Below are 21,860 nucleotides of genomic sequence, written 5' to 3'. Positions count from 1 at the left end.
CCATTAAAAAAGCACGTATGGCAAAAAAATAACTCCTCCCTCCTTTCAATAAAAAACCCGGTGTGCGCTAACACTCCGGGCTATGTAAAAAATTAATAGCTAATACCCTACGCTTGGGGAAGCATTGTATTAACTAATTAACAAACACAAATTTATGATAAATTTTGACAGAAAACCTGTAATGGCTGTGCATGCATGGCAAAAAACCATTAAAATTATGAAGCTTGTTACTGTTTTGCTCTTTGCGGGCATAATGCACATACATGCTGCTGTTTATTCACAAAACGTTTACAATTTTAACCTTAATAATATCTCGGTAAAACAGATGTTCAGGCAGATAGAAAAAAACAGTAAATACACTGTTTTTTATAGGCTTGACCAGGTAAATGCCGATAAAAGGATAAACGTGGAGTTACAGGACGCAAGCATCGAAACGGTGATGAAAAATGTACTTCAGAACCAGCCATTAACTTTCCAGGTGGTTGACGATATCATTATTATTAAACCGGCAGATGGTAAAGTTATTGCAACAGTTACCGTAACCGGCATAGTGAAGGATGCAAGTGGCACCCCACTACCCGGAGTAAGTGTTAAACTGGCAGGCAGTTCATTAGGTACGGTAACTGATGTTAATGGCAAATACAGCCTTACCCTGCCCGATGCCAATGGTACGCTGGAGTTTACCTTCCTGGGCTTTACAACTCAGCGAATATCCGTTAATGGCAAAACCTCCATCAATGTTACACTGGCTGAGGAATCAAAGTCGCTGAACGAGGTTGTAGTAGTAGGGTACGCAACACAAAGAAAAAAGGATTTGACGGGTGCTGTAGCTGTAGTTGATGTACAAGCCATGAACAAACAGGCTTCGGGATCGGTAAATAGCCAGTTGCAGGGACAGGCATCCGGTGTTACCATCATAGGATCGGGCCAGCCAGGTGCCGAACCCCAGGTACGTATACGAGGGTTCAATTCATTTGGTAATAATGATCCGTTATACGTGGTTGATGGTATACCAACACAGGATATCAGCACTATTAACCCTAACGATATTGAGAGCTTTCAAATACTAAAGGATGCCAGCTCGGCCTCTATATATGGTGCACGTGCATCAAACGGTGTAATTATCATTACAACCAGAAAAGGTAAGGGCAAAGTTACTATACAATATGATGCCTATTACGGCAGGCAAGTACCCAAAGGTGGCAACGTATGGCATACGCTAACCCCGCAGGAGCTGGCCGACTTAAAACACCTGGCCCAAACAAATTCCGGCGTTACCGATTTTCAGGATGATCAGTATAATCCAGATGGTACAGGTTCAACTTATACTTTACCTGATTACATTTCACCGGCTGGTGCAAAAAATGGAGCCCCATCTACCGATCCTTCTTTGTACTACGTAAATCCTAATTATACCAACTCTGACGATTATAATAGCTTTTACCGCATCACCAAAGCGAATAAAGCGGGGACAGACTGGTACCATGAAATATTTAAAACAGCGCCTATGACCAGCCATAACCTGGCCGTAAGCTCGGGTAATGAACAGGGTAGCTATTTGTTTTCATTAAACTATTTCAACCAACAAGGTACTTTGATCAACACCTACGAAAAACGATATACCATTCGTGCCAACAGTCAGCATAATTTCAACAAACATGTGCGCATCGGCGAAAATCTGGCTTACTCTGTAGTTGAAAATCCGCAGGTAAGCTATAATAGCGGCGATGCGGTTATAGCTCACGCGTTCAGGGAGCAAACCATCATACCGGTATATGATATTAAGGGTAATTATGCCGGTGATAACGGATCAGGCCTGGGTGATGCCTTTAACCCTGTGGCTATGCAGCAACGTACGCGGAATAACAAATCACTTGCTTACAGGTTATTTGGCAATGTGTTTGCAGAAGCCGACTTTTTAAATGATTTCACCATCCGCACCAGCTTTGGTGGCGAAACCGCTTCGGGAGCCTCTCATAGCTTCACCTATCCTCAATATGAAAACGTAGAGAATTCGCAAACCAATCAATATAATGAGGATTCATACAGCAACTATAACTGGACATGGACCAATACTTTAGCCTATCATAAAACAATTAAAAAGCACGACATTAAACTACTCGTAGGTTCAGAAGCCAACCAAAGCTACTCCAGCAACCTGGGAGGCGCAAGACAAGGATATTTTAGTTTCGATCCTAATTATGTTGACTTAAGTACAGGCAACGTAAGCAGTGCGAGTAACTACAGCTATCGCGGTGAATCATCCCTGTTTTCGTTATTTGCCAGAGCCGATTATATTTTTGACGGCAAGTACCTTTTCAATGCCACCGTTCGCCGTGATGGAGCTTCCAACTTCTCACAAGTTCATCAATATGGTTGGTTCCCGGCCTTTAGTGCGGGTTGGAGGATATCTCAGGAAAACTTTATGAAAGGGGCTACGTGGCTTAATGATTTAAAAATACGCGGTGGATACGGCATTATGGGCAACCAGCTCAACATCACCTCGTCAAACAGGTTTGATGCCTTTAGCAGCGCTGTAGGTCAGTCTTATTATGCCCTTAATGGGGGCAATAATGTTGTGGCCGGTTTTTATCAGTCGCAAATTGGCAATCCGAACGCTAAATGGGAAAAAGACGTCAACACCAACATTGGCTTTGATGCTTCTATATTAAACAGCGCCATTACTGTTACGGTTGATTATTACCGTAAAGATATTCGCGACCTGTTGTACAATCCCGAAGTTTTAGGTACTATCGGCAACGGCGCACCACCGTTTGTAAACATTGCCAAAATGAAAACAGACGGTTTGGATGCCAGCGTAGCTACCAACTTTAAGGTAAATAAGGTTGGGTTTAACGCCACCTTCAACATCACTACTTTTAGCAATAAAATAACCAAAGTATCCAATGATGCCAATTATTTTGATAGCGATAACCCAAGAGGTTTTGACATAGGCTTTGTGCGCAATCAGGTAGGACATTCGTACGGCGAGTTTTATGGTTATCAAATAGCAGGCTTCTGGAATTCACAGCAAGAAATAGATGCTGCTAATGCAAAAGTTCAAAAGGCATCAAATGATCCTAATGCAACCTACCAAACCGATGTTGCAGTTGGTCGTTTTAAATATGCAGATGTTAATGGCGATGGCAAGATCACGGATGCCGACAGAACTTTTATTGGTAACCCCAACCCTAAATTCACTTCGGGATTAAACCTGGGGATCATCTATGCAGGTTTTGATTTTAACGCTTTATTTTATGGTGTTTTTGGTAACAAAATATGGAACAACGTTAAGCGCTGGAGAGATTTTTATTCGTCGTTTACAACAGCAAAAAGCCAAACAGCGCTTTATGACTCCTGGACGCCAACAAATCACAATGCTAAAGCGCCGATACAGGAAGTCAACTCTTCATTTAGCAGTAACGCGCAGCCAAACTCTTATTTTGTTGAAAACGGCTCGTATGTACGCCTGCGTAATGCGCAGATAGGCTATACCTTTTCACCAAACGGCATTCAAAAACTAGGCATTCAAAAATTAAGAGCATATGTATCTGGCACCAACTTATTTACGATAACCGGGTATTCTGGCATCGATCCTGAACTACAGGGACAGCCCGACGGCCAGGGCCATACCACTTTCGGAATTGACGAAGGCACGTATGCAAGTCCCCGTACCTTCTTATTTGGTGTTAGTTTAACGTTATAATTCATCATTAAGCACGATTACAATGAGAACAAAAATATATATCGCTTTAAGTATGGCTCTTGCCGTATCAATCAGTTCATGTAAAAAATCATTGGATAAGCCTCTTCTGGGAGCTTTGGAGTCTCCGCTGCTTCAAACAAAGGATGGCGTTAATGGCCTTCTTATAGGCACGTATGCTGCTTTAGACGGCATGGCAGGCACTTCGGCCATCGGCGGCGGCAATCCCTGGGAAACCTCACCGGATAACTGGGTTTTAGGCGGTGTGGCCGGCGGCGATGCCAACAAAGGCAGTATAGCGGGCGACGTATCTGAGATTGAGCCTATTATGCAATTTTATAGCGATCCTACCAACGTTTTTTACAACAGTAAATGGAAGGCTGATTACGAAGGAATTTCAAGAGCTAACAATGTTTTAAAAGTGGTAGCCAAGGTAACCACCCTTACCGATGCGGAAAAGGCAAATATTATTGGGCAAGCTCGCTTTTTAAGAGGACATTACTATTTTGATCTGCGAAAGGTCTTCAAGAATGTACCTTATATCGACGAAACTACTACTAACTTTAATCAACCCAACAATATCGATGTATGGGCAAAAATAGAAGCCGACTTTGATTTTGCTTATAAAAACCTACCAGCTACTCAAGCAAGCGTTGGCATGGTAAATAAATGGGCCGCGGGCTCTTACCTGGCAAAAACCTATTTATACGAGCAAAAATACCTACAGGCAAAAACGGTATTTGATGATGTTATTTTGAATGGGGTGACCTCAAATGGTCTTAAATATGGCTTGAATGATAAGTTTGATGACAATTTTACGCCGGAAACTGAAAACTCCAAAGAAGCTGTGTTTGCTATACAAATGGCAGCCAATGTTGACCCGGACGGCCCTACCAATGCCAATAATGGCGACATGCTGAATTTTCCGTACGGCACAAACAGCCCATTTCCATGCTGCGGCTTTTATCAGCCATCTGCCGATCTGGTAAATCACTTCCGTACAGATAATAGTGGTTTGCCCTACCTGGATGATTTCAACAGTCACGCTATAAAAAATGATATGCATTTGCCATCTTCGGCAGATTTTACACCTGATGCGGGTAACATCGACCCACGTTTGGATTGGACAGCAGGCCGCCGTGGTATTCCATATCTTGACTGGGGTGTACATCCCGGCGATTCATGGGTAAGGGACCAAAGCTATGCCGGCCCCTATTCGCCAATAAAAAATGTTTACTGGAATGGAACACAAGACGTCGACGGAGATAACCACTCCTGGGCTCCAGGATCGGCCATTAACTATAATGTGATCCGTTTTGCTGATGTGCTTTTAATGGCTGCCGAAGTTGAGGCTCAGCAGGGCAATTTGGTCAAGGCAGAGGATTATGTGAACCAGGTACGTAACAGGGCGGCAAATCCAATTGGCTTTGTACATACCTACATAGATCCTGCAAATCCTACCAAGGGTTTTACAAATATACCAGCGGCTAATTATAAAGTAAGCCCGTATCCAGGTGGTGCATTTTCAAGCCAGGCGTATGCTTTAAAAGCCATTTACTTTGAGCGTAAGATTGAGCTAGCCATGGAAGGCCACCGCTTTTTTGACCTGGTTAGGTGGGGTATTGCCGATACCGAGCTGAATAATTATTTTAAATACCAAAATACCGTGACAACTGACCTTAGAAGTGGAAAGTATGTTAAAGGTAAAAACGATTACTACCCTATTCCGCAACGGCAAATTGACTTAAGTGCAAGTGGTGGTAGCCCTGTACTTAAACAAAACTCTGGATATTAATAAAAGTTCATTCAAAACTTACCGGGACGTATTATCCCGGTAAGTTTTTAACCATCGCTTATCACCCCTCCTGTTTTAAGCATTCAAAACCTAAATATTAATTTTTATGAATAAATCATCAACGCGGTTTTTATCGCTGGATGTATTTCGCGGTATGACCATCTGCTTTATGATCATAGTAAATACACCGGGGAGTGGCGCGGCTGCATTTTCGCCGCTTGAACACGCGGCCTGGCATGGTTTCACCCCTACCGATCTGGTATTTCCCTCATTCTTGTTCGCGGTGGGCAACGCCATGAGTTTCTCGATGAAACGCTATCAGGAAATGGGTACTGCCGCTGTTTTAGGTAAAATATTTAAACGTACCCTGCTTATTTTTTTAATAGGTTACCTTATGTATTGGTTTCCGTTTTTTAATTTCAAGGGCGGCCACATTTCCTTATCACCTATTGCAGATACCCGCATCATGGGCGTATTACAGCGCATAGCCTTGTGTTATTGTTTCGCCTCGCTTATGATCCACTTTCTTTCAAAGCAGTCGGTGGTTATCTTATCTGTGTTGCTATTAGTTGGCTACTGGATCCTGTTGCTGGTTTTTGGTGACCCGAATGATCCCCTGAGCATGACCGGCAATGCAGGCATATTTCTGGATAAGTTTATCCTGGGTGATAGCCATATGTATCATGGTGAAAAAATAGCCTTTGATCCTGAAGGCATCCTGAGTACCCTGCCCGCTATTGTGAACGTAGTTATTGGCTATTATGCAGGTAAATTTATACAGCAAAAAGGCAAGGGTTATGACACCATTGCTAAAATGCTGCTTACCGGAGCGCTGTTTATATTTCTGGCCCTTTGCTGGAACATGGTATTCCCGGTCAATAAAAAATTGTGGACAAGCTCCTTTGTGCTGATTACCACCGGGCTTGATCTGGTGATCCTTTCATTCCTTGTTTACGCGCTTGAGATCAATAATTGGAACAAAGGTAACTGGACCCGCTTTTTTACTATCCTGGGCAAAAACCCGCTGCCTATTTATGTACTGTCAGAAATACTGGTGATATTCTTTTATATGCTCAGTGTAAAAGGAACCAGTTTTTACGACTGGATCAATACTTCTGTTTACCAAGTAATAGCCCCGGGAGCTATCGGCTCACTGTTGTTTGCCATAAGCTATATGCTTATTTGCTGGTGTGTAGGCTGGATACTGGATAAAAAGAAGATCTATATCCGTGTTTAAATTTTCAACCTAAATATATTGCTAAAGGGGTGGCCGTTATCAACAGCTGCCCCTTGTTGTATCAGTCCCGGTTTGCAATAAGCTTGTAACCATCGGCCATATCGGGTATTTGTTCGAACGACATCCCCGGGTAACGTTTTTCTACTCTGCCAATATGAGTACAGGCATGCTCCAGGTATTCATCATCAATTATCTCCTGTATAGCATCCCTGATAGTGGCATGAGTCAGGTTTTTAACAATGATCATATCAGAGGCCCAGAAACTTGCCGAATTAAACTGCGTGATCATTTTTTGAATATTAGCCAACGTAAATAAGGTTGCCACCAACACATCGCCGCTTTCAAGCACAATGTGTACATCAATATTGCCATCAAGTTCGTTGACCTCGTTATACCCGGCCGGAAAAGTGATCTTAAAATCCATCATTATCTTAAAAAAGGTAAAGATAAAACTCCGCCGATCATTAATTTCAATTACTGTATTTATAATTCTTCAGCAGAAAAATCAATAACTACATACATAAAGAATTAAAAAATGAAATTATTAAGCATAAATTCATCTAAAATGAAAATTTGATATAAATAATTGAATTTTTTTAATAAAAATTTGCTTTTTTATCAAAAACACTTCATAAATTACATTTTTAAAAATAACTGATTGGTAGATTTCTAATTATTACGATTTTATATGGAGGAATCAGCTTATTTTAATAAATACGATCCCATTAGCGGCGTATGGGACGAAATGTATGGCGCTAATTGCAGCGTTCGCGACCATTATTTGAAAGTAATCGAATATATTTCAAAAGAATCGGCCGATGACCTGAACAAAAAGGAAGAACTTGCCAAGAGCCTGTTCATGAGCCAGGGTATTACTTTTACGGTTTATAACAGCGGCGAGGGTATCGAAAAGATATTCCCTTTTGATATCATCCCACGCATTATTACAGCCAGCGAGTGGACCTTTGTAGAGAAAGGCATCAAACAACGACTTACCGCGCTTAACCTGTTCCTGAAGGACATATACAACAACCAGTTTATTGTAAAAGATGGCATAGTACCTATTGATATTATTTATTCTTGCCCGCATTTTTTGCGCGAGATGTACCAGCTCAAAGTACCTTATGATATTTACGTACACATATCAGGCATCGATCTGATCCGTGACGAGGATGGTACTTTTTATGTACTGGAGGATAATTTGCGCACTCCATCTGGCGTAAGCTATATGCTCGAAAACCGCGAGATCACCAAGCGTTTGTTTCCCGATCTGCTGCCGCAATGCGGGGTTCGCAGTGTAACCGAGTATCCAACCATATTGTATAAAAACCTTTTGGCGCTTTCGCCCAGGCAAATATCAAACCCAACTATCGTATTGCTAAGCCCGGGCATATACAACTCGGCCTATTTTGAGCATACTACCCTGGCCCGCCTCATGGGTGTGGAACTGGTGGAAGGGCGCGACCTGGTGGTTAATAATCATAAGGTATACATGAAAACCACCACCGGCCTGCAACAGGTAGACGTCATATACCGCCGCGTTGACGATGAGTACCTTGATCCGCTGGTATTTAACCCGGAAAGCATGCTGGGCGTTGCCGGCATTATGGGTGCATACCGCAAAGGTAATGTGGCCATAGTAAATGCCATTGGCACCGGCGTTGCCGATGATAAGGCCGTTTACGCCTATGTTCCGGATATGATACGTTATTACCTTAACGAGGAACCAATCCTTAAAAACGTACCCACACACCAATTAGGTAATCCCGATGAGCGTGAGCATGTATTCAAAAACCTGAACAACATGGTGGTTAAAAAAACCAATGGCAGCGGAGGCTATGGTATGCTCATGGGCCATGCCGCTACTGAACAGGAAATTGACGATTATAAAAAGGAGATCCTAAAAGATCCGCGCAATTTTATTGCTCAGCCAACTATTAGTCTTTCGGCGGCGCCTTGTTATATGCAGGGTTTATTAAAGCCCCGTCGTGTCGACCTGCGTCCCTATGCCCTTTATGGCCCAGACGGCATCGAGATTGTTCCCGGTGGCTTAACACGGGTGGCCCTTAAAGAAGGCTCGCTGGTGGTAAACAGCTCGCAGGGAGGTGGCAGCAAGGATACATGGGTGCTGGCGTAAGCCCCCGGCCCCCTAAAGGGGGAGTGATAAAAGATTAAGGACAAAAGACAGTAATACCGAACATCGAATTTTGAATAATGAACACTGAAGTAAAACTTATTGGGACATTAACACTTCATCATTCGATGTTGGAAATCGATATTCATTTTTAAAAATATTCTCCCTTTAGGGGGTTAGGGGGCTCATATGTTAAGCAGGGTTGCAGCAAGTTTTTATTGGTTAAGCCGTTATATTGAACGCAGCGATGGTATGCTGCGGATGCTCAAAATAAACTACGCCTCATCGCAGGATACTGTTCAGGAATTTACCTGGGAACCGGTGATCAGGATATTTGTGGGTCTGCATGAAACCGACGCCGACACCCTGGATAATGATAGCCGGTCGGTTTTAAAGTATATGGTAACGGGCAAAAACAACCCAAATTCCATATTGAATATTATTACGCTGGCCCGCGAAAATGCCCGTGGCGTTCAGGAACACATCACCAAGGACTTGTGGCAATGCCTCAACGAGTACTATCATGCAGTAAAAGATCCGCGGATAGAACGAGCCCTGCAACGGGAAGATCCCATAGGCGTACTCGATATTTTAATAAAGCAGGTAATGCTCTATTACGGCACCGTCGAGATCACGATGGAACGTGGTGAAGGCCGGAGCTTTATGAACATCGGCAAATACCTGGAACGGGCCATACAATCGGTTGATATCCTGGATACCAAATTCAGTTCCGTAAGTGATAATCCCAACCTGCTTACCGATACCACTTATTGGAAACACCTGTTACTTTCCTTAGGCGGTTATGAGCTGTACTTAAAAACCTATCGCGAAGGCTTTGAGGCCGAAAATATACTGGAGCAGGTAGTTTTAAACAACGATTTCCCGCGGTCGGTAATTTATTCGGTAAACAATATCCAGCGCTATTTCGATAGGTTAAAAAACGATACCAATGTGGATACCTACCGGGAAATGTCGTTCCAGATTGGGCGCTTGCAAAGCCGCATCAAATACAGTTCGGTACGCAGCATTAAACAGGAAGGCCTGCACGGATTTCTCACCCAGATCCGTACTGAATTATACAACGTAGGCAACTCCCTGAATGAGTATTATTTTGCCAATTCATAATTTAATTTGAACGTCATGCCTGAATTTAAAATACAACATATAACCCGCTATACTTACGAAAGCCTGGTACGTGACAGTGCCAATCAGATCATTCTTTTCCCCATAAAAGATGAGTATCAGGATGTGGTAAAGCAGGAATTACATATCACCGGCAACCCGGTTGTTGACACCCATATTGATTATTATGGCAACGAGGTAGGCAGTTTTACCTATAGCGAACAGCACTCCATGTTGACTATCAACTCCAAACTGGATGTAATTACCCGTCAGCGCCCTTTGCCAGTGAATGATATTTTCCCCGAACAGCAATGGGAAGACCTGAAACGCCTGCAATACATGGTGCCCTACATTGATTTTTTAAAGCAGGAATATTTTGAGGGCCTGCCCGAACTGCAGGTTATTGTAGAACAGGTAAGATCAAAGGACGATACGCCTTACCGGATAGCGCTCCGTTTTTGCAATTATGTGTACCTGAATTTTGAATATATCAAAGGCGTTACTACCGTTGAAACCACACTTGACGAGGTTTGGAAATTAAAGGCCGGTGTTTGCCAGGATTTTGCCCATATTTTAATGGTGATGCTCCGCTTGCTCAAGATACCTGCACGCTACGTAAGCGGCTATATATGCACCCACAGCAGTGCTATGCGTGGTGAAGGCGCCACCCATGCCTGGGCCGAGGCCTATATTCCGGATTATGGCTGGTTAGGCATCGATCCTACCAATAACTGCGTAGCTAATGAAACCCATGTACGCCTGGCTGTTGGCCGCAGCTTCCCGGATTGCTCACCCGTAAAAGGCGTTTACAAAGGCTCATCAGGACATAAACTGGAGGTTTCAGTATCGGTTGATGATGAAAACTCCCCTGCTTACGATAACCATACCCTCCATGAAACCGCTCCGCTGCAACCGGTGACCGAATACACCAAAAACAGCTATCAACGCCATATGGAGATCATTCAACAGCAACAACAGCAGCAGCAATAGAACGATGTGCAGATTTCAAATGTGCGAATGTGCAGATGAAAAGCCAATGAGCATCTTCTAATTATTTGCATATCTGCACATTCGCACCTCTACACATCTACCCCAGCTTATACTTTCTTAAGAGCCGCCATCAGTACTGGGATTTTTGGCACCATTGGATAGGCCTGCGATAATTTGCCATTACGGTTATAAATAGCAATATACGGTGTGTTTTTTATCTGGTAATATTTTTGCACCAAATAAGTATATCCTTCGGTACCTATAATGATATTGTGATATTTGGCTAAATCAAAATCGCGCTGAAAAACCTGGATTGCCTTTATCTGCGTAACAAAAGTTATCATCACGATCTGTACATCCTGTAGGTTTTTTAACTGCGGTTTCAGATCATACATTAAGTGCTGGCAGTGGCCGCAATCAGGTTGAAAGTAAATCACCATTACAGGCTTATTCTTTTTCAGATTGGCCGGGGTAACATACACGCTATCGGTAGTTAGTATATGATATGGCGGAATACCCGTATTAGCGCCGAGGGTTTGGGCCTGCGTACAGCCAGCCGCGATAAGCAAGCAAAGGAACAGATATATCTTTTTCATTAGATTAATATAGAATTTCATTAAGCATATTTACGATATTTTTAACTTTCCAGCAATTCCAGCTGCCAGGCTATCTGCTCTTCGGTTATTGGGAATAACGCATTTTCGCGTACGGTATGATAAACCGCGTCAAATAAACCATTATAATTACCCTTGTCTGACGCAACCCACTCCACGGTTTTCTGATTATCAACCCCCATCAGCACCAGTTTGCCTTCGCTGCCTTCGGGTTCAATACCAAAACCATCATCGGTTGGCTTCATGCCGGTATCCAATTGAGCCTCCTGCACATCGGTACGCAGCTTTACAAAGCTCCCCAGCGTTCCGTGGATCACAAAGCCGGGTAAATGTTCGGCTATCAGCAAACCCGATGTTAAGTATACGTTCAGTTGGTTAGGATATGATAGATGGATATTAAAATAATCATCTACCTGCGAACCTGGGCGGTGCGAGGCCGTTGTTTTTACATAGCTCAGCGGTTTGCCAAATATGCTGATAGCATTATCCACCAGGTGAGCACCGAGGTCATAAGTAAGCCCATTGCCGGGGGTGTCTTTGGTTTCCTTAAATACTTTAGGTCCAATAGGCATCCGGTATCTGTCGAGCCTGAAATGCACTTCGATCAGTTCGCCCAGTCTACCGCTTTCAATTACCTTTTTTACCGATATAAAACCACTGTCGTACCGGCGGTTCTGATAGATCATTACCTTCAGGTTCAACTTTTTACCCAGGTCGAACAAGGTTTTTACCTCTGCCGATGTCACCGCCGCCGGCTTTTCGATCAGCACATGCTTGCCCGCGTTGAGGGCTTGTACAGCATAGTCAAAGTGGGTATTGTTGGGGGTGTTTACAACAATCAGTTCAATTTCGGCATCGTTCAGCAGCTCATCGGTGGTATTATAGCTGATCACATCAGGATAAACCTTTCCGGCCTTTTTTTCGTGGCGTTCAACAATAGCTTTAAAGGTAAAACCCGGATTGGTGGTTAAAAATGGCGCATGAAATATCCGGCCCGACATGCCGTAGGCCATAAGGCCGGTAACGATTGGTTTTGATGACATAGATAGAATTTATTTAAGCCAAAAGCTCAATGCCGAAGGCCGAAAGCTTTTGCCTGTTTAGTTTTTTAGTCGTATTACAAAAATCAAACAACGTGTATCTCAAAAATACTTTTTAAACCTCAAATTTTAACAAATTTCTGGTCAAAAACGGTGTAAAAACAGCTCAAAATTCATTCAAAATCATCCATTTTAACACTTTTTAACAAATTTTAACGCAGTTTTAACATGTTTCGAAAACTTTAAAAAGTATTACACTACTGATATTCAACGAACTGCGAACCAAACGGCTTATTTTTGAGCCTTTTTATTCCTTTAACCAAACGGCCCTGCTTACAATTTTCAAAGCAAGCAGGGCCGTGGAGGTGATACACCTAAAGATACGCTTTTTTGAAGCTAAATCCTAAGGTTTTAATCACTAAATTCTAAGTTCTAAATCCTAATTTTTAAAACCCAAACTTTAAATTCGAACCCGAGCATCCAAAACCGAAACAAATCCGAAATCGAACATTCGAAATCCGAAATCAGGATATTATCTCAATCTTTTTTTAATGGCTTCAATTTCGGCCAGGTGACCTTTTATAACCGGCAAGGTGTTAGCAGCAAAAGCCTTCAGATCGGCATCTTTACAGTTTTTAGCCGCATCTTCAAACATCGCGATGGTCTTTTTATGCCCATCAACCATAGCATCCACAAAGGCCTTGTCAAAATCGGTTGTTGATTTGGCCGAAAGATCTGCCAGCTCTTTTTGCTTGTCTTCGCTTGGCGCGGCAGGCAGAGTGATGTTTTTGATTTTGGCGATACCCATTAATTCCTCATTAGCTTTGCTATGATCTTTTACCATCATTTCGGCAAATGCCTTTACTTTCGGATTAATGGCTTTTTGCACCGCGACTGTGGCTACCGCAACTTCGGCCAGGCCACCATTGGCGGCATCGGTTGCAAATTTAGAATCGCCCTGGTCAACCGCAATGCCAGTAGCGCCGCTTGTGGTAGTGTCTTTAGTATGATTTGCGCTGTCTGCGCTTTCTTTACTATCTGTTTTGGCACCATTATTACATGCCTGGAACATCCATGCCGATAGCACGAACATCATCATTAAACTTAATCTTTTCATAGTGAGTGTATGTTTATATTGTTTTATAGTCAACAATTTTTACTCAGATAAGTTTCATTTTCTTATTTGTAAAATAATTTAACAGATACTATTGCATTTTTAGTTCCCTCCCCACGGGAGGGGCGCGTCAGCCTGGTGTAATGGCAGGGAGGGGTTTATGCGGGCGATTATCATCCTATTCCATAAACCCCTTCCTCCCCTTCCCGAGGGAAGGAATCGCACAGTGCCAGAGCTTTTTGAGCCAGGTGTTATGCTAAGCCCGTCGAAGCATGGTGGGCTGGCCTCTGCGCTCTATCCTTCGACGGAGCTCAGGATGACAGGCCTTCGCTTTAATCAACAAAGGCCATCATGCAAGCATGATGGCCTTTTTAAATCTATAAATAAATCCTTTATTTCAACTTTGCCAAAGCGGCTTTTACGCGTGGGATCAGTTGTTGGATATCTTCCAGGGTGCTGGCACCTACCGAGGCACGGAACCAGTTTACATCGTCGCCTGTGCCAAAGGCCGAGAACGGCACCAGGGCTACCTTGGCTTCTTTGATGAGGTAAAAGTTGATATCGGCCGAGTCTTTCAGCACGGTTCCATCAGGTGTGGTTTTGCCGGCATAATCAATTTTTAAGGTCAAATAGATGGCTCCCATCGGCTGGATCGAATCTACCTGGAAACCTTCGGCTTTTAATGCCTGGAAACCTTCGTGCAGCGTATTCAGGCTGGCCTGAATTTTCGCTTTGATATCTGTCAGATAAGCATCTACCGCCGCATCATTGGTAATGAAGCTGGCCATAGCCACTTGTTCGGCTTTGGGCGACCATGCACCCATGTGCCCCACAATAGCTTTCATATTATCAATAACATGCGCCGGACCAAAACCCCAGCCTACCCTTACACCTGTTGAGGCGAAACATTTGGACGCGCCATCAATAAATATGGTATAGTCTTTCAGTTCCGGACGCAGGCTAACCGGATCAAAATGCTCGAAACTGCCAAAGGTCAGCTGCGAATAGATCTGATCATACATCAGGTATAATGGTTTTTCGCCCGCCGGGCGACTTTTATTTTCGGCAATAACCAGGTCGCAAATTTCTTCCAGGTCCTTTTTGCCAAACATGGTACCGGTTGGGTTTAATGGCGAGCATAAAGCCAGCAATGCCGCGCCTTTTAAATGCGGACGGATCTCGTCGGCAGTAGGCATAAAGTTATTTTCGGCAGTAGTTGGTATCATGATGGCTTCGGCGCCTAACAGATCGCTGTAGTGGTTATTGTTCCATGATGGTAAAGGGAATACCACTTTTTCGCCGGGATTAACAACCGCCAGAAAGGTAGAATAGATCAAGGGACGTGAACCGCCAGAGATCAGTATTTCATTGGCCGAATAGTCCAGGTTAAAGCTCTTCTTTAAAAAAGCCGAAACACTCTGGCGCAGGTTCAGCATCCCATCAGCCGGTGGATAATTAGTTTGATTTTGGTTATACGCCTCCACAATACCAGCCTTCAATTCGGCCGGGATGGGATAAATATTGGAGTCAAAATCGCCGATGGTTAAATTGGCGATGTTTTGGCCTTGTCTTTTCAATTCGTTTATCTCGCCTGCAATCTTGATGATCTCGGAGCCGCGCAGATTTTGAGCTAATACGGAAATACTCATTGGAAATATGAATTTTATGAGCGGCAAATATACGGGGAAAAGCTGAAAGCGAAAGGCTGAAAGCGGAAAGCCGAAAATAAGCAGAAAGCAGAAAGCTTAAGGCATAAAGCTATAAAAACGACGATTAGACTCACTCGATCATCGCTACGCTCTTAAAAAGTCGTCATTGCGCAGCGTGGCAATCCCCGACTTACAGAGACGCTCTGCATATCGGGGATTATTAATGTTGTTAATTGTTTTTTAAAGGTAATAATGAGCTCCCTCCGGTCGGTTGTCCACGTCGTTCCTCCTCGCAATGACGCGCGGGGGAGGAATGCTTAAGCTTAAGGCCGAAAGCTATCAAACAAAAAAGCGAAAAGTAACATCCAGAGATCTTACTTTTCGCTTTCAGCTTTGAGCCTTCGGCTTTCGGCTTATAAATATGCTTTTCTTAATTTGATAATGCGCATCCAGTGCATCAGTTTCATCACCGGGTAAACAGGATCTATCTCAAACCATTTGGCACCAAAATTGGCCCTGTTTGGGTTTTTGTGGTGATTGTTCTGAAATAATTCGCCCAGCATTAAAAAATCAAATGGGGTGGTATTTTTTGATTTGTCGCCATTGTCAAAATTGGCGTAACCATATTTATGACCGCACCAGTTTACGATAGCGCCATGGATAGGCCCCATTAAAAAATGGATCGGGATTAACAGGTACATCCACCATTGTGTGGCAAAAACCACATAAAAAGCGATATACAGGATACCAAATGATATACGTGATACCATGGATGAGCCTACGTAGTCAACAAAACGCCACTCGGGGATGTTTCCTTTAAAACGCTCTTCTGGATTTGACAACCTTTTAACGTGCATGCTGTAGCTTTTTGAGGTGTAGATCATCATCTGAAAAACATCTTTAAAAAAGTGCGGCGAATGCGGATCTTTCTCGGTATCACTGTAAGCATGGTGCTCACGGTGCATAATGGCATAAGCCCTTGGATTTAAAAACGAGGAGCCCTGGCAGATATAAGTAAGCAGGTAAAATGTCCCTTCGTAAAACTTGTTAGTAGTGAACATTTTGTGAGAAGCATACCTGTGTAAAAAGAACGTTTGGAAGAATAGCGACAAAAACCAGTGCGCTATAAAGAATATGATGACTACCACTGAATTGAATGAATTAGAATTTGAATGTTATTTATAATCTTTCCAAAGATACGATTAAAACCGAAATAAAGTTTTTACAGTTTCAGAATGATTACTATCTAACGCAAAAAAGGTGATTGTGTGTGTTTGTGGGAGAAAGTTTTTTTATTGCGCGGGAAGGGTGGCGAAAAACATACCTCGCGGCACAATCTATAACACTTCTCCTATATGTCATTGCGAGCGCAGCGTGGCAATCTCCTCGCTTGTATATTGAACGCGAGGAGATTGCTTCGTCGTTCCTCCTCGCAATGACATATTTCTTGGGACTATACAGGCGCCTTTTGGAATTATTCCAATTCAAATTGCCGGGCAAGCAATTCATATGATTTTAACCTATCATCAAAGTTTTCGGTGATGGTTACAGCCATAATTTCATCTACATCATAATCTTCGGCCAGCCAGGTTAGTTTTTTCTTTATTTCCATAGGTGTGCCCGTAATTACCCGGTAGCGGTTCTGCCTGATGCGTTCCAACTCACTCGGATCATACACCACATCCTTTACATCGGCATAACTCAGTGGTACAATAGGGCCGCCTTTTTCAAACTGCAAAAAGCGGTGATCCATCACGGCCTGGTGCTGCTTTATTTTTTCCTCATCCTCCGAGCAAAAAACAAATATGGCTACGTTCACTTCCGGCTGCGCCAGATCGTCTGATGGCTGAAAACGTTCGCGGTATAATTTTACGTTGAGCGGACCACCGCTGGGGTTTATAAAATGCGCGAAGGAAAAGCCCATACCAAAGTGGGCAGCAAACAAACCGCTTTGCCCGCTGGAGCTTAGCAGCCATTTATCGGGCACGGTTTTTACCTGCGGAATGGCCCTTATCCTGGCCTGTACGGTACCCGGCTCATAAGTATCATGAAAATAATTGTTCAGATCGGTCAACTGTTCTACAAAATCATCTTCCCTGAACTGGTTTGATGGGTTAAGCACTGACGCGGTAATACGATCGGTACCCGGCGCGCGGCCCATGCCCAGGTCAATACGGCCCGGGAAAAGAGCTTCCAACATCCTGAAGTTTTCGGCAACCTTTAGGGTACTGTGATTGGGCATCATGATACCTCCCGAGCCAATACGCATGCGCTGGGTTTGTGAAGCCAGGTACGCTATCAGTACTTCGGGTGTTGAGCCGGCCAGGATGCCGGTGTTATGATGCTCGGAAACCCAATAACGGGTGTAGCCCAGCTGTTCGGTATATTTTGCTAATTCGATGGTTTCTTTTACGGCCTGCTCGGCGGTTGCGCCTTTTCTTATCGGCGACTGATCAAGCACGCTTAAACGGATTTTCTTTGTGTCCATAATATGATAAACACAAATGTAATGATAGGGTTGCGACGCGGGTTTATGAGGAGCTTTTTATGGCATTGGGATTATAATATACAAACCACGTCATTGCGAGGTACGAAGACAACCGACCGGAGGGAGCTCATTAATGCCAATGAAAACAAACACAACATTAATAATCTTTATGCTATACAGAGCGAATAGAACAGCTTAAACCTTGAATGACTAACCTGCCTGCGTAGAGATTGCTTCGTACCTCGCAATGACGCTTTTCTTATTATTAAAGCCCTCCCCTTTGGGAAGAGTTGGGCAGGGTGTTAGTCAATAAAATGATACAGGAAAACCACATCGCCGGCAAAGGCGGGTTTCTTTTGACCTTCAATTTCCAGTTCGATGGCCATGGTGGTTTTGGTAACGCCGCGCAGGTTGATCAGGTTGGAGAGTTTCACTTTCAATCGTACTTTATCATTTACCAATACCGGTTGCGCGAAACGCAGGCTCTCGATGCCATAGTTGATCTCCATTTTAAGGTTGCGGATATCGGCTACCTGTTTCCACAGATACGGGATGAGCGACAGGGTCAAATAACCGTGCGCGATGGTAGTTTTAAAAGGACTTTCGGTTTTAGCTTTTTCCGGATCGGTATGGATCCACTGGTGATCGAGCGTGGCATCGGCAAATTTATTGATCTGCTCCTGGGTTATGGTATGCCATTCAGATACGCCTAACTCTTTACCTAATTGCGCCTCAAACTCGTTATAATTATTTACAATGATCATCAGTATTCGGTTTATAATTTGTACAGCAAAGTAATTACAATAAATTTAATTACATGAACTAAAATTAAATTCCCCCCAGCCCCCTGAAGGGGGAATAAAAAATGTGCAGATGTGCAAATTTCAGATGTGCAGATTTTTTTATATCCTGCGTAATCTTACTTATTTGCATATCTGCACATCTAAAATCTGCACATCCAAACTCCCACTCCAGGGAGTCGGGCGGCTTACGGTTTCATTCCTGTGCTTGTTAGTTTGGGCTCCAGGCTAATGTAATCGGTCATGATCTGGCCGGCTTCGCGTTTTACAAAGTCAAGGTCCTCGTCTTTTGGTTTAGCCTGTCCTTTTTTAAGGGCCGGTAATCCTAAAGCTACCCTGCGAAGGTTATTGTGCTCAAACGCTTTCTTTTCATCCGCGTCGCGTTGTTTTTTTAATGCCGCCTCGTTCAGGGTTACACTGTCTTCAGCATCGTGTTTTTTGAAATCGGCAATGTCTTCCAGCATATATTTATAGCTGTCGCTGGTGGTCATACGCTGATCATGCAATTTCTGAAGCTGTGGTAAAACACCGGTAAAGCTGCCCACTTTGGTAAAGTCGGTTTTAGCGATGATATCAAATGGCATAGCCGAAGGCTCTGTATCTTCACCATATTTATCCAACGGAATTAACGATGGGAATGCAATATCAGGCGTTACACCTTTATGCTGTGTTGAATTACCACTGATGCGGTAAAATTTAGCAATGGTCAGGTTAAGCTGGCCATAAGTGCTTTGGCTACCTGTTGATATTGCTTTCTTTCCTCCGGTTGCCGCGCCGGCCAGTTGATTGATTTTGTCGCGTATCGGCGAGCCTAAGACCCTGTCCAGATCAATAGCGCTTTGAACCGATCCCTTACCATAGGTTTGTGTACCCATGATAATACCGCGACCATAATCCTGTATTGCACCGGCAAATATTTCTGATGCCGAAGCGCTGAAACGATCAACCAGGATACTCAACGGACCAGAATAGGCTACTCCCGGATCATCGTCCTTATCCACCTCTATCTGCCCTTGGGTGTCTTTAACCTGTACTACCGGTCCGGTTTTGATAAATAAGCCGGTAAGCTCAATCGCCTCCATTAAAGAGCCACCACCATTTTCACGCAGGTCAATAACTACACCATCCACATTTTGTTGTTTCAGGGTGTCCAGTATCAGCTTAACATCGTGGGTTGTGCTCTTGTAATTCGGGTTACCTGCTTTATAATCGTTAAAATCGATATAGAAAGCCGGTATAGATATAACCCCTATTTTAACGGCTTTACCATTGTTGTTATAGGTGCGTATTTCTTTTTTAGCTGATTGATCTTTTAAGATGATCTTCTCGCGTACCAGTTCAATAACTTTGGGTTTACTGCCGACACCGGCACCTGCGGGTAATATTTCAAGCCGGACTACAGTACCCTTTGATCCGCGTATGATAGCAATGGCGTTATCAACCCGCCAGCCTATTACATTCTGAAACTCGCCGGTTTTACCTTGTGCAACACCAACTATACGGTCGTTGATATTCACCTGGTGGCTTTTATCGGCAGGGCCGCCCGGTACTATGGTTTTAATGGTCACGTATTCGTTTTCGGTAAGCAGCGAAGCTCCGATACCCTCTAACTGGCGCGACATCTCGATATTAAAGTTTGCCGCGTTTGATGGGTTAAAGTAATTGGTATGCGGATCAATAGCCTCGGTAAAGGCATCCATAAAATACTGGAAAACATCCTGATTGGATAGTTTATTGGCCTGCGTCAATAAATTCTGGTAACGTTTTTTAAGCGTTTCTTTGTTTTTAGCCATATCATTGCTGGCTAATTTCAGATTCAGCAGGTCGTATTTTACACGTTGTGCCCACATGGCATCCATTTCAGCTTGTGTAGCTGGCCATGGTAACTTATCGCGGTCATAAACAAAGTTTTCATCTTTATTAAAATCAAAGTTGGTGTTGATCTGTGCCAGCGAATAGTTTACGTGTTCCAGGTATCTTTTTTGAAACACATTGAATATATAAAACGCGTCATTCAAATTTCCACTCTTCAGGTCGTCATCCAAAACGGTTTTATATTTTTCAAAATCTTTGATATCAGATGCTAAAAAATAACTGTGGTTTTCGTCCAGCAGTTTTATATACCGGTCAAAAACTACGTTCGAAATAGAATCATTCAGATCAACCTTTTTATAATTATGGTTTAAAATCAATGAGGTGATCTGCTTACAAACAACACTTTGCTGTTCATCAGGTTGCAGATCAGTGGAGCCAGGGACTTTTATTGGTTTTGACGGCGACGCTTTACAAGCAAGTGCGGCAGCCAGTAGCAATACTAAATATACTTTCTTAAACATATCTTTTACTGTAGTTAAATCGGGGTTCGTGTAAAACATCAATACTTGTGCCTTTTTATTAATTTGCTAAATGTAAATAAAAAGAGACAGTTGAAATACTGTCTCTTAATTACAATAACAATTATACGATAATGTTTTGCTTGTAGTATATAACTACCAGCATTTTACGCTAATGTTACATAAAAATTTTACTTTATAGCTGCTTTGGAGTCAGTATCAGCGGTTTCCGCATAGCGGATCTCGGTTTTTAAACGGGTCTTATTCTCTTCCAAATAACGCATTTGTTTATCAACCGCAGCTACATCCATGGTAAGGCCTAATGAATTGGCAATGGTACGGGCTTCGATCAGATCCTGTTTAGCCTGCGGGAAATCGCCATAGCCGGTTTTTACCGCGGCCAGGTTAATGAGGTTGGTGATGGTATGCCTATTATCATTTTGCTGGCGCGATATCTGCAAGCTTTGCAGCAGGTACCATTTAGCCTCCGATAACCTATTCTGTTTCAAATACATCTGCGCCAGATCACTAAAATTATAGCTGGCCGAATTATACACCCGGAAACGCATATTATGCTGGGCCGTTTTCATCACCGATGCTTCCATCAGGAAAAGAGCATATGGAGTGCGCTCTATTTGAGCGTACATGATCTTAGGTTTCGCTACTTGTGCAAGAGGCAATCTTTTGATAGAATGGTCTTTCAAAAGCGCGATCTGCGGATAGCGTTCATGCTTTCTGAAAGGGTTGTACTTATACCACTGTGCAGACGCGGAGAGGCTAAGTGAACATAAGAATACAAGTAAAATGATTCTCATTTAATCTTTTTAACTGGGTTTAATTT

16 protein-coding genes are annotated in these 21,860 nt (G+C 43.2%); 6 read left to right on the top strand and 10 right to left on the bottom strand.

The window, feature by feature from the left end:
• The first annotated feature begins 217 nt into the window (after positions 1–217).
• The 3 genes from BLR84_RS23415 to BLR84_RS23405 all read left to right on the top strand — a co-directional run bounded on the left by BLR84_RS23415 (position 218) and on the right by BLR84_RS23405 (position 6,735).
• On the top strand, positions 218–3,706 hold the full coding sequence (locus BLR84_RS23415) for a TonB-dependent receptor (protein ID WP_218128465.1): 3,489 nt from the start codon (positions 218–220) through the stop codon (positions 3,704–3,706).
• 22 nt (positions 3,707–3,728) lie between these two features.
• A complete protein-coding gene (locus tag BLR84_RS23410) occupies positions 3,729–5,498 on the top strand; it encodes a RagB/SusD family nutrient uptake outer membrane protein (protein ID WP_090472692.1) in 1,770 nt (589 codons plus the stop codon).
• A 106-nt stretch (positions 5,499–5,604) separates the two neighbouring features.
• Positions 5,605–6,735, top strand: coding sequence for an acyltransferase family protein (locus tag BLR84_RS23405; RefSeq protein WP_090472691.1), 1,131 nt, complete (start codon positions 5,605–5,607; stop codon positions 6,733–6,735).
• Between the two features lie 61 nt (positions 6,736–6,796).
• On the opposite strand, the gene BLR84_RS23400 is transcribed toward BLR84_RS23405, so the two are convergent.
• Positions 6,797–7,162, bottom strand: a complete 366-nt coding sequence (locus tag BLR84_RS23400; protein ID WP_090472690.1) for a hypothetical protein — start codon at positions 7,160–7,162, stop codon at positions 6,797–6,799.
• A 261-nt stretch (positions 7,163–7,423) separates the two neighbouring features.
• On the opposite strand from BLR84_RS23400, the gene BLR84_RS23395 reads away from it, so the two are divergent.
• From BLR84_RS23395 to BLR84_RS23385, 3 genes are all read left to right on the top strand, one after another.
• Positions 7,424–8,872, top strand: a complete 1,449-nt coding sequence (locus BLR84_RS23395; protein WP_090472689.1) for a circularly permuted type 2 ATP-grasp protein — start codon at positions 7,424–7,426, stop codon at positions 8,870–8,872.
• Positions 8,873–9,058: 186 nt separating this feature from the next.
• Complete coding sequence (locus tag BLR84_RS23390) at positions 9,059–9,994, top strand: alpha-E domain-containing protein (RefSeq protein WP_090472688.1); 936 nt, start codon at positions 9,059–9,061, stop codon at positions 9,992–9,994.
• A 15-nt stretch (positions 9,995–10,009) separates the two neighbouring features.
• Complete coding sequence (locus BLR84_RS23385; protein ID WP_090472687.1) at positions 10,010–10,981, top strand: transglutaminase family protein; 972 nt, start codon at positions 10,010–10,012, stop codon at positions 10,979–10,981.
• Positions 10,982–11,088: 107 nt separating this feature from the next.
• Here the strand turns inward: BLR84_RS23385 and BLR84_RS23380 are convergent, their stop codons facing one another.
• The 9 genes from BLR84_RS23380 to BLR84_RS23340 form a co-directional block, all read right to left on the bottom strand.
• Positions 11,089–11,577, bottom strand: coding sequence for a TlpA family protein disulfide reductase (locus BLR84_RS23380; protein ID WP_090472686.1), 489 nt, complete (start codon positions 11,575–11,577; stop codon positions 11,089–11,091).
• A 41-nt stretch (positions 11,578–11,618) separates the two neighbouring features.
• Entirely contained in the window at positions 11,619–12,638 is a 1,020-nt protein-coding gene (locus tag BLR84_RS23375; protein WP_090472685.1) for a Gfo/Idh/MocA family oxidoreductase, read from the bottom strand.
• 529 nt (positions 12,639–13,167) lie between these two features.
• Positions 13,168–13,752 carry a DUF4142 domain-containing protein gene (locus tag BLR84_RS23370; protein WP_090472684.1) on the bottom strand — a complete coding sequence of 195 codons (585 nt, stop codon included), beginning with the start codon at positions 13,750–13,752 and terminating at the stop codon, positions 13,168–13,170.
• Positions 13,753–14,141: 389 nt separating this feature from the next.
• The gene (locus BLR84_RS23365; RefSeq protein ID WP_090472683.1) at positions 14,142–15,398 is read right to left on the bottom strand and encodes a pyridoxal phosphate-dependent aminotransferase; all 1,257 of its coding nucleotides are present in this window, start codon (positions 15,396–15,398) and stop codon (positions 14,142–14,144) included.
• A gap of 413 nt (positions 15,399–15,811) precedes the next feature.
• Positions 15,812–16,546 (bottom strand): acyl-CoA desaturase, encoded by a 735-nt coding sequence (locus tag BLR84_RS23360; protein WP_090472682.1) that lies wholly within the window; start codon positions 16,544–16,546, stop codon positions 15,812–15,814.
• A gap of 326 nt (positions 16,547–16,872) precedes the next feature.
• Positions 16,873–17,886: an LLM class flavin-dependent oxidoreductase gene (locus BLR84_RS23355; protein WP_090472681.1), complete on the bottom strand. Its 1,014-nt coding sequence runs from the start codon at positions 17,884–17,886 to the stop codon at positions 16,873–16,875.
• Positions 17,887–18,188: 302 nt separating this feature from the next.
• The gene (locus BLR84_RS23350; protein WP_090472680.1) at positions 18,189–18,650 is read right to left on the bottom strand and encodes a MaoC family dehydratase; all 462 of its coding nucleotides are present in this window, start codon (positions 18,648–18,650) and stop codon (positions 18,189–18,191) included.
• A 224-nt stretch (positions 18,651–18,874) separates the two neighbouring features.
• The gene (locus BLR84_RS23345; RefSeq protein WP_090472870.1) at positions 18,875–21,022 is read right to left on the bottom strand and encodes a carboxy terminal-processing peptidase; all 2,148 of its coding nucleotides are present in this window, start codon (positions 21,020–21,022) and stop codon (positions 18,875–18,877) included.
• Between the two features lie 188 nt (positions 21,023–21,210).
• Entirely contained in the window at positions 21,211–21,834 is a 624-nt protein-coding gene (locus BLR84_RS23340) for a tetratricopeptide repeat protein (RefSeq protein WP_143013978.1), read from the bottom strand.
• Between the last annotated feature and the right edge of the window lie 26 nt (positions 21,835–21,860).

It is taken from the genome of Mucilaginibacter sp. OK268, assembly GCF_900103125.1.
In the GTDB taxonomy this organism is placed as follows: domain Bacteria; phylum Bacteroidota; class Bacteroidia; order Sphingobacteriales; family Sphingobacteriaceae; genus Mucilaginibacter.
This window is presented reverse-complemented; position numbering and strand designations above follow the sequence as displayed.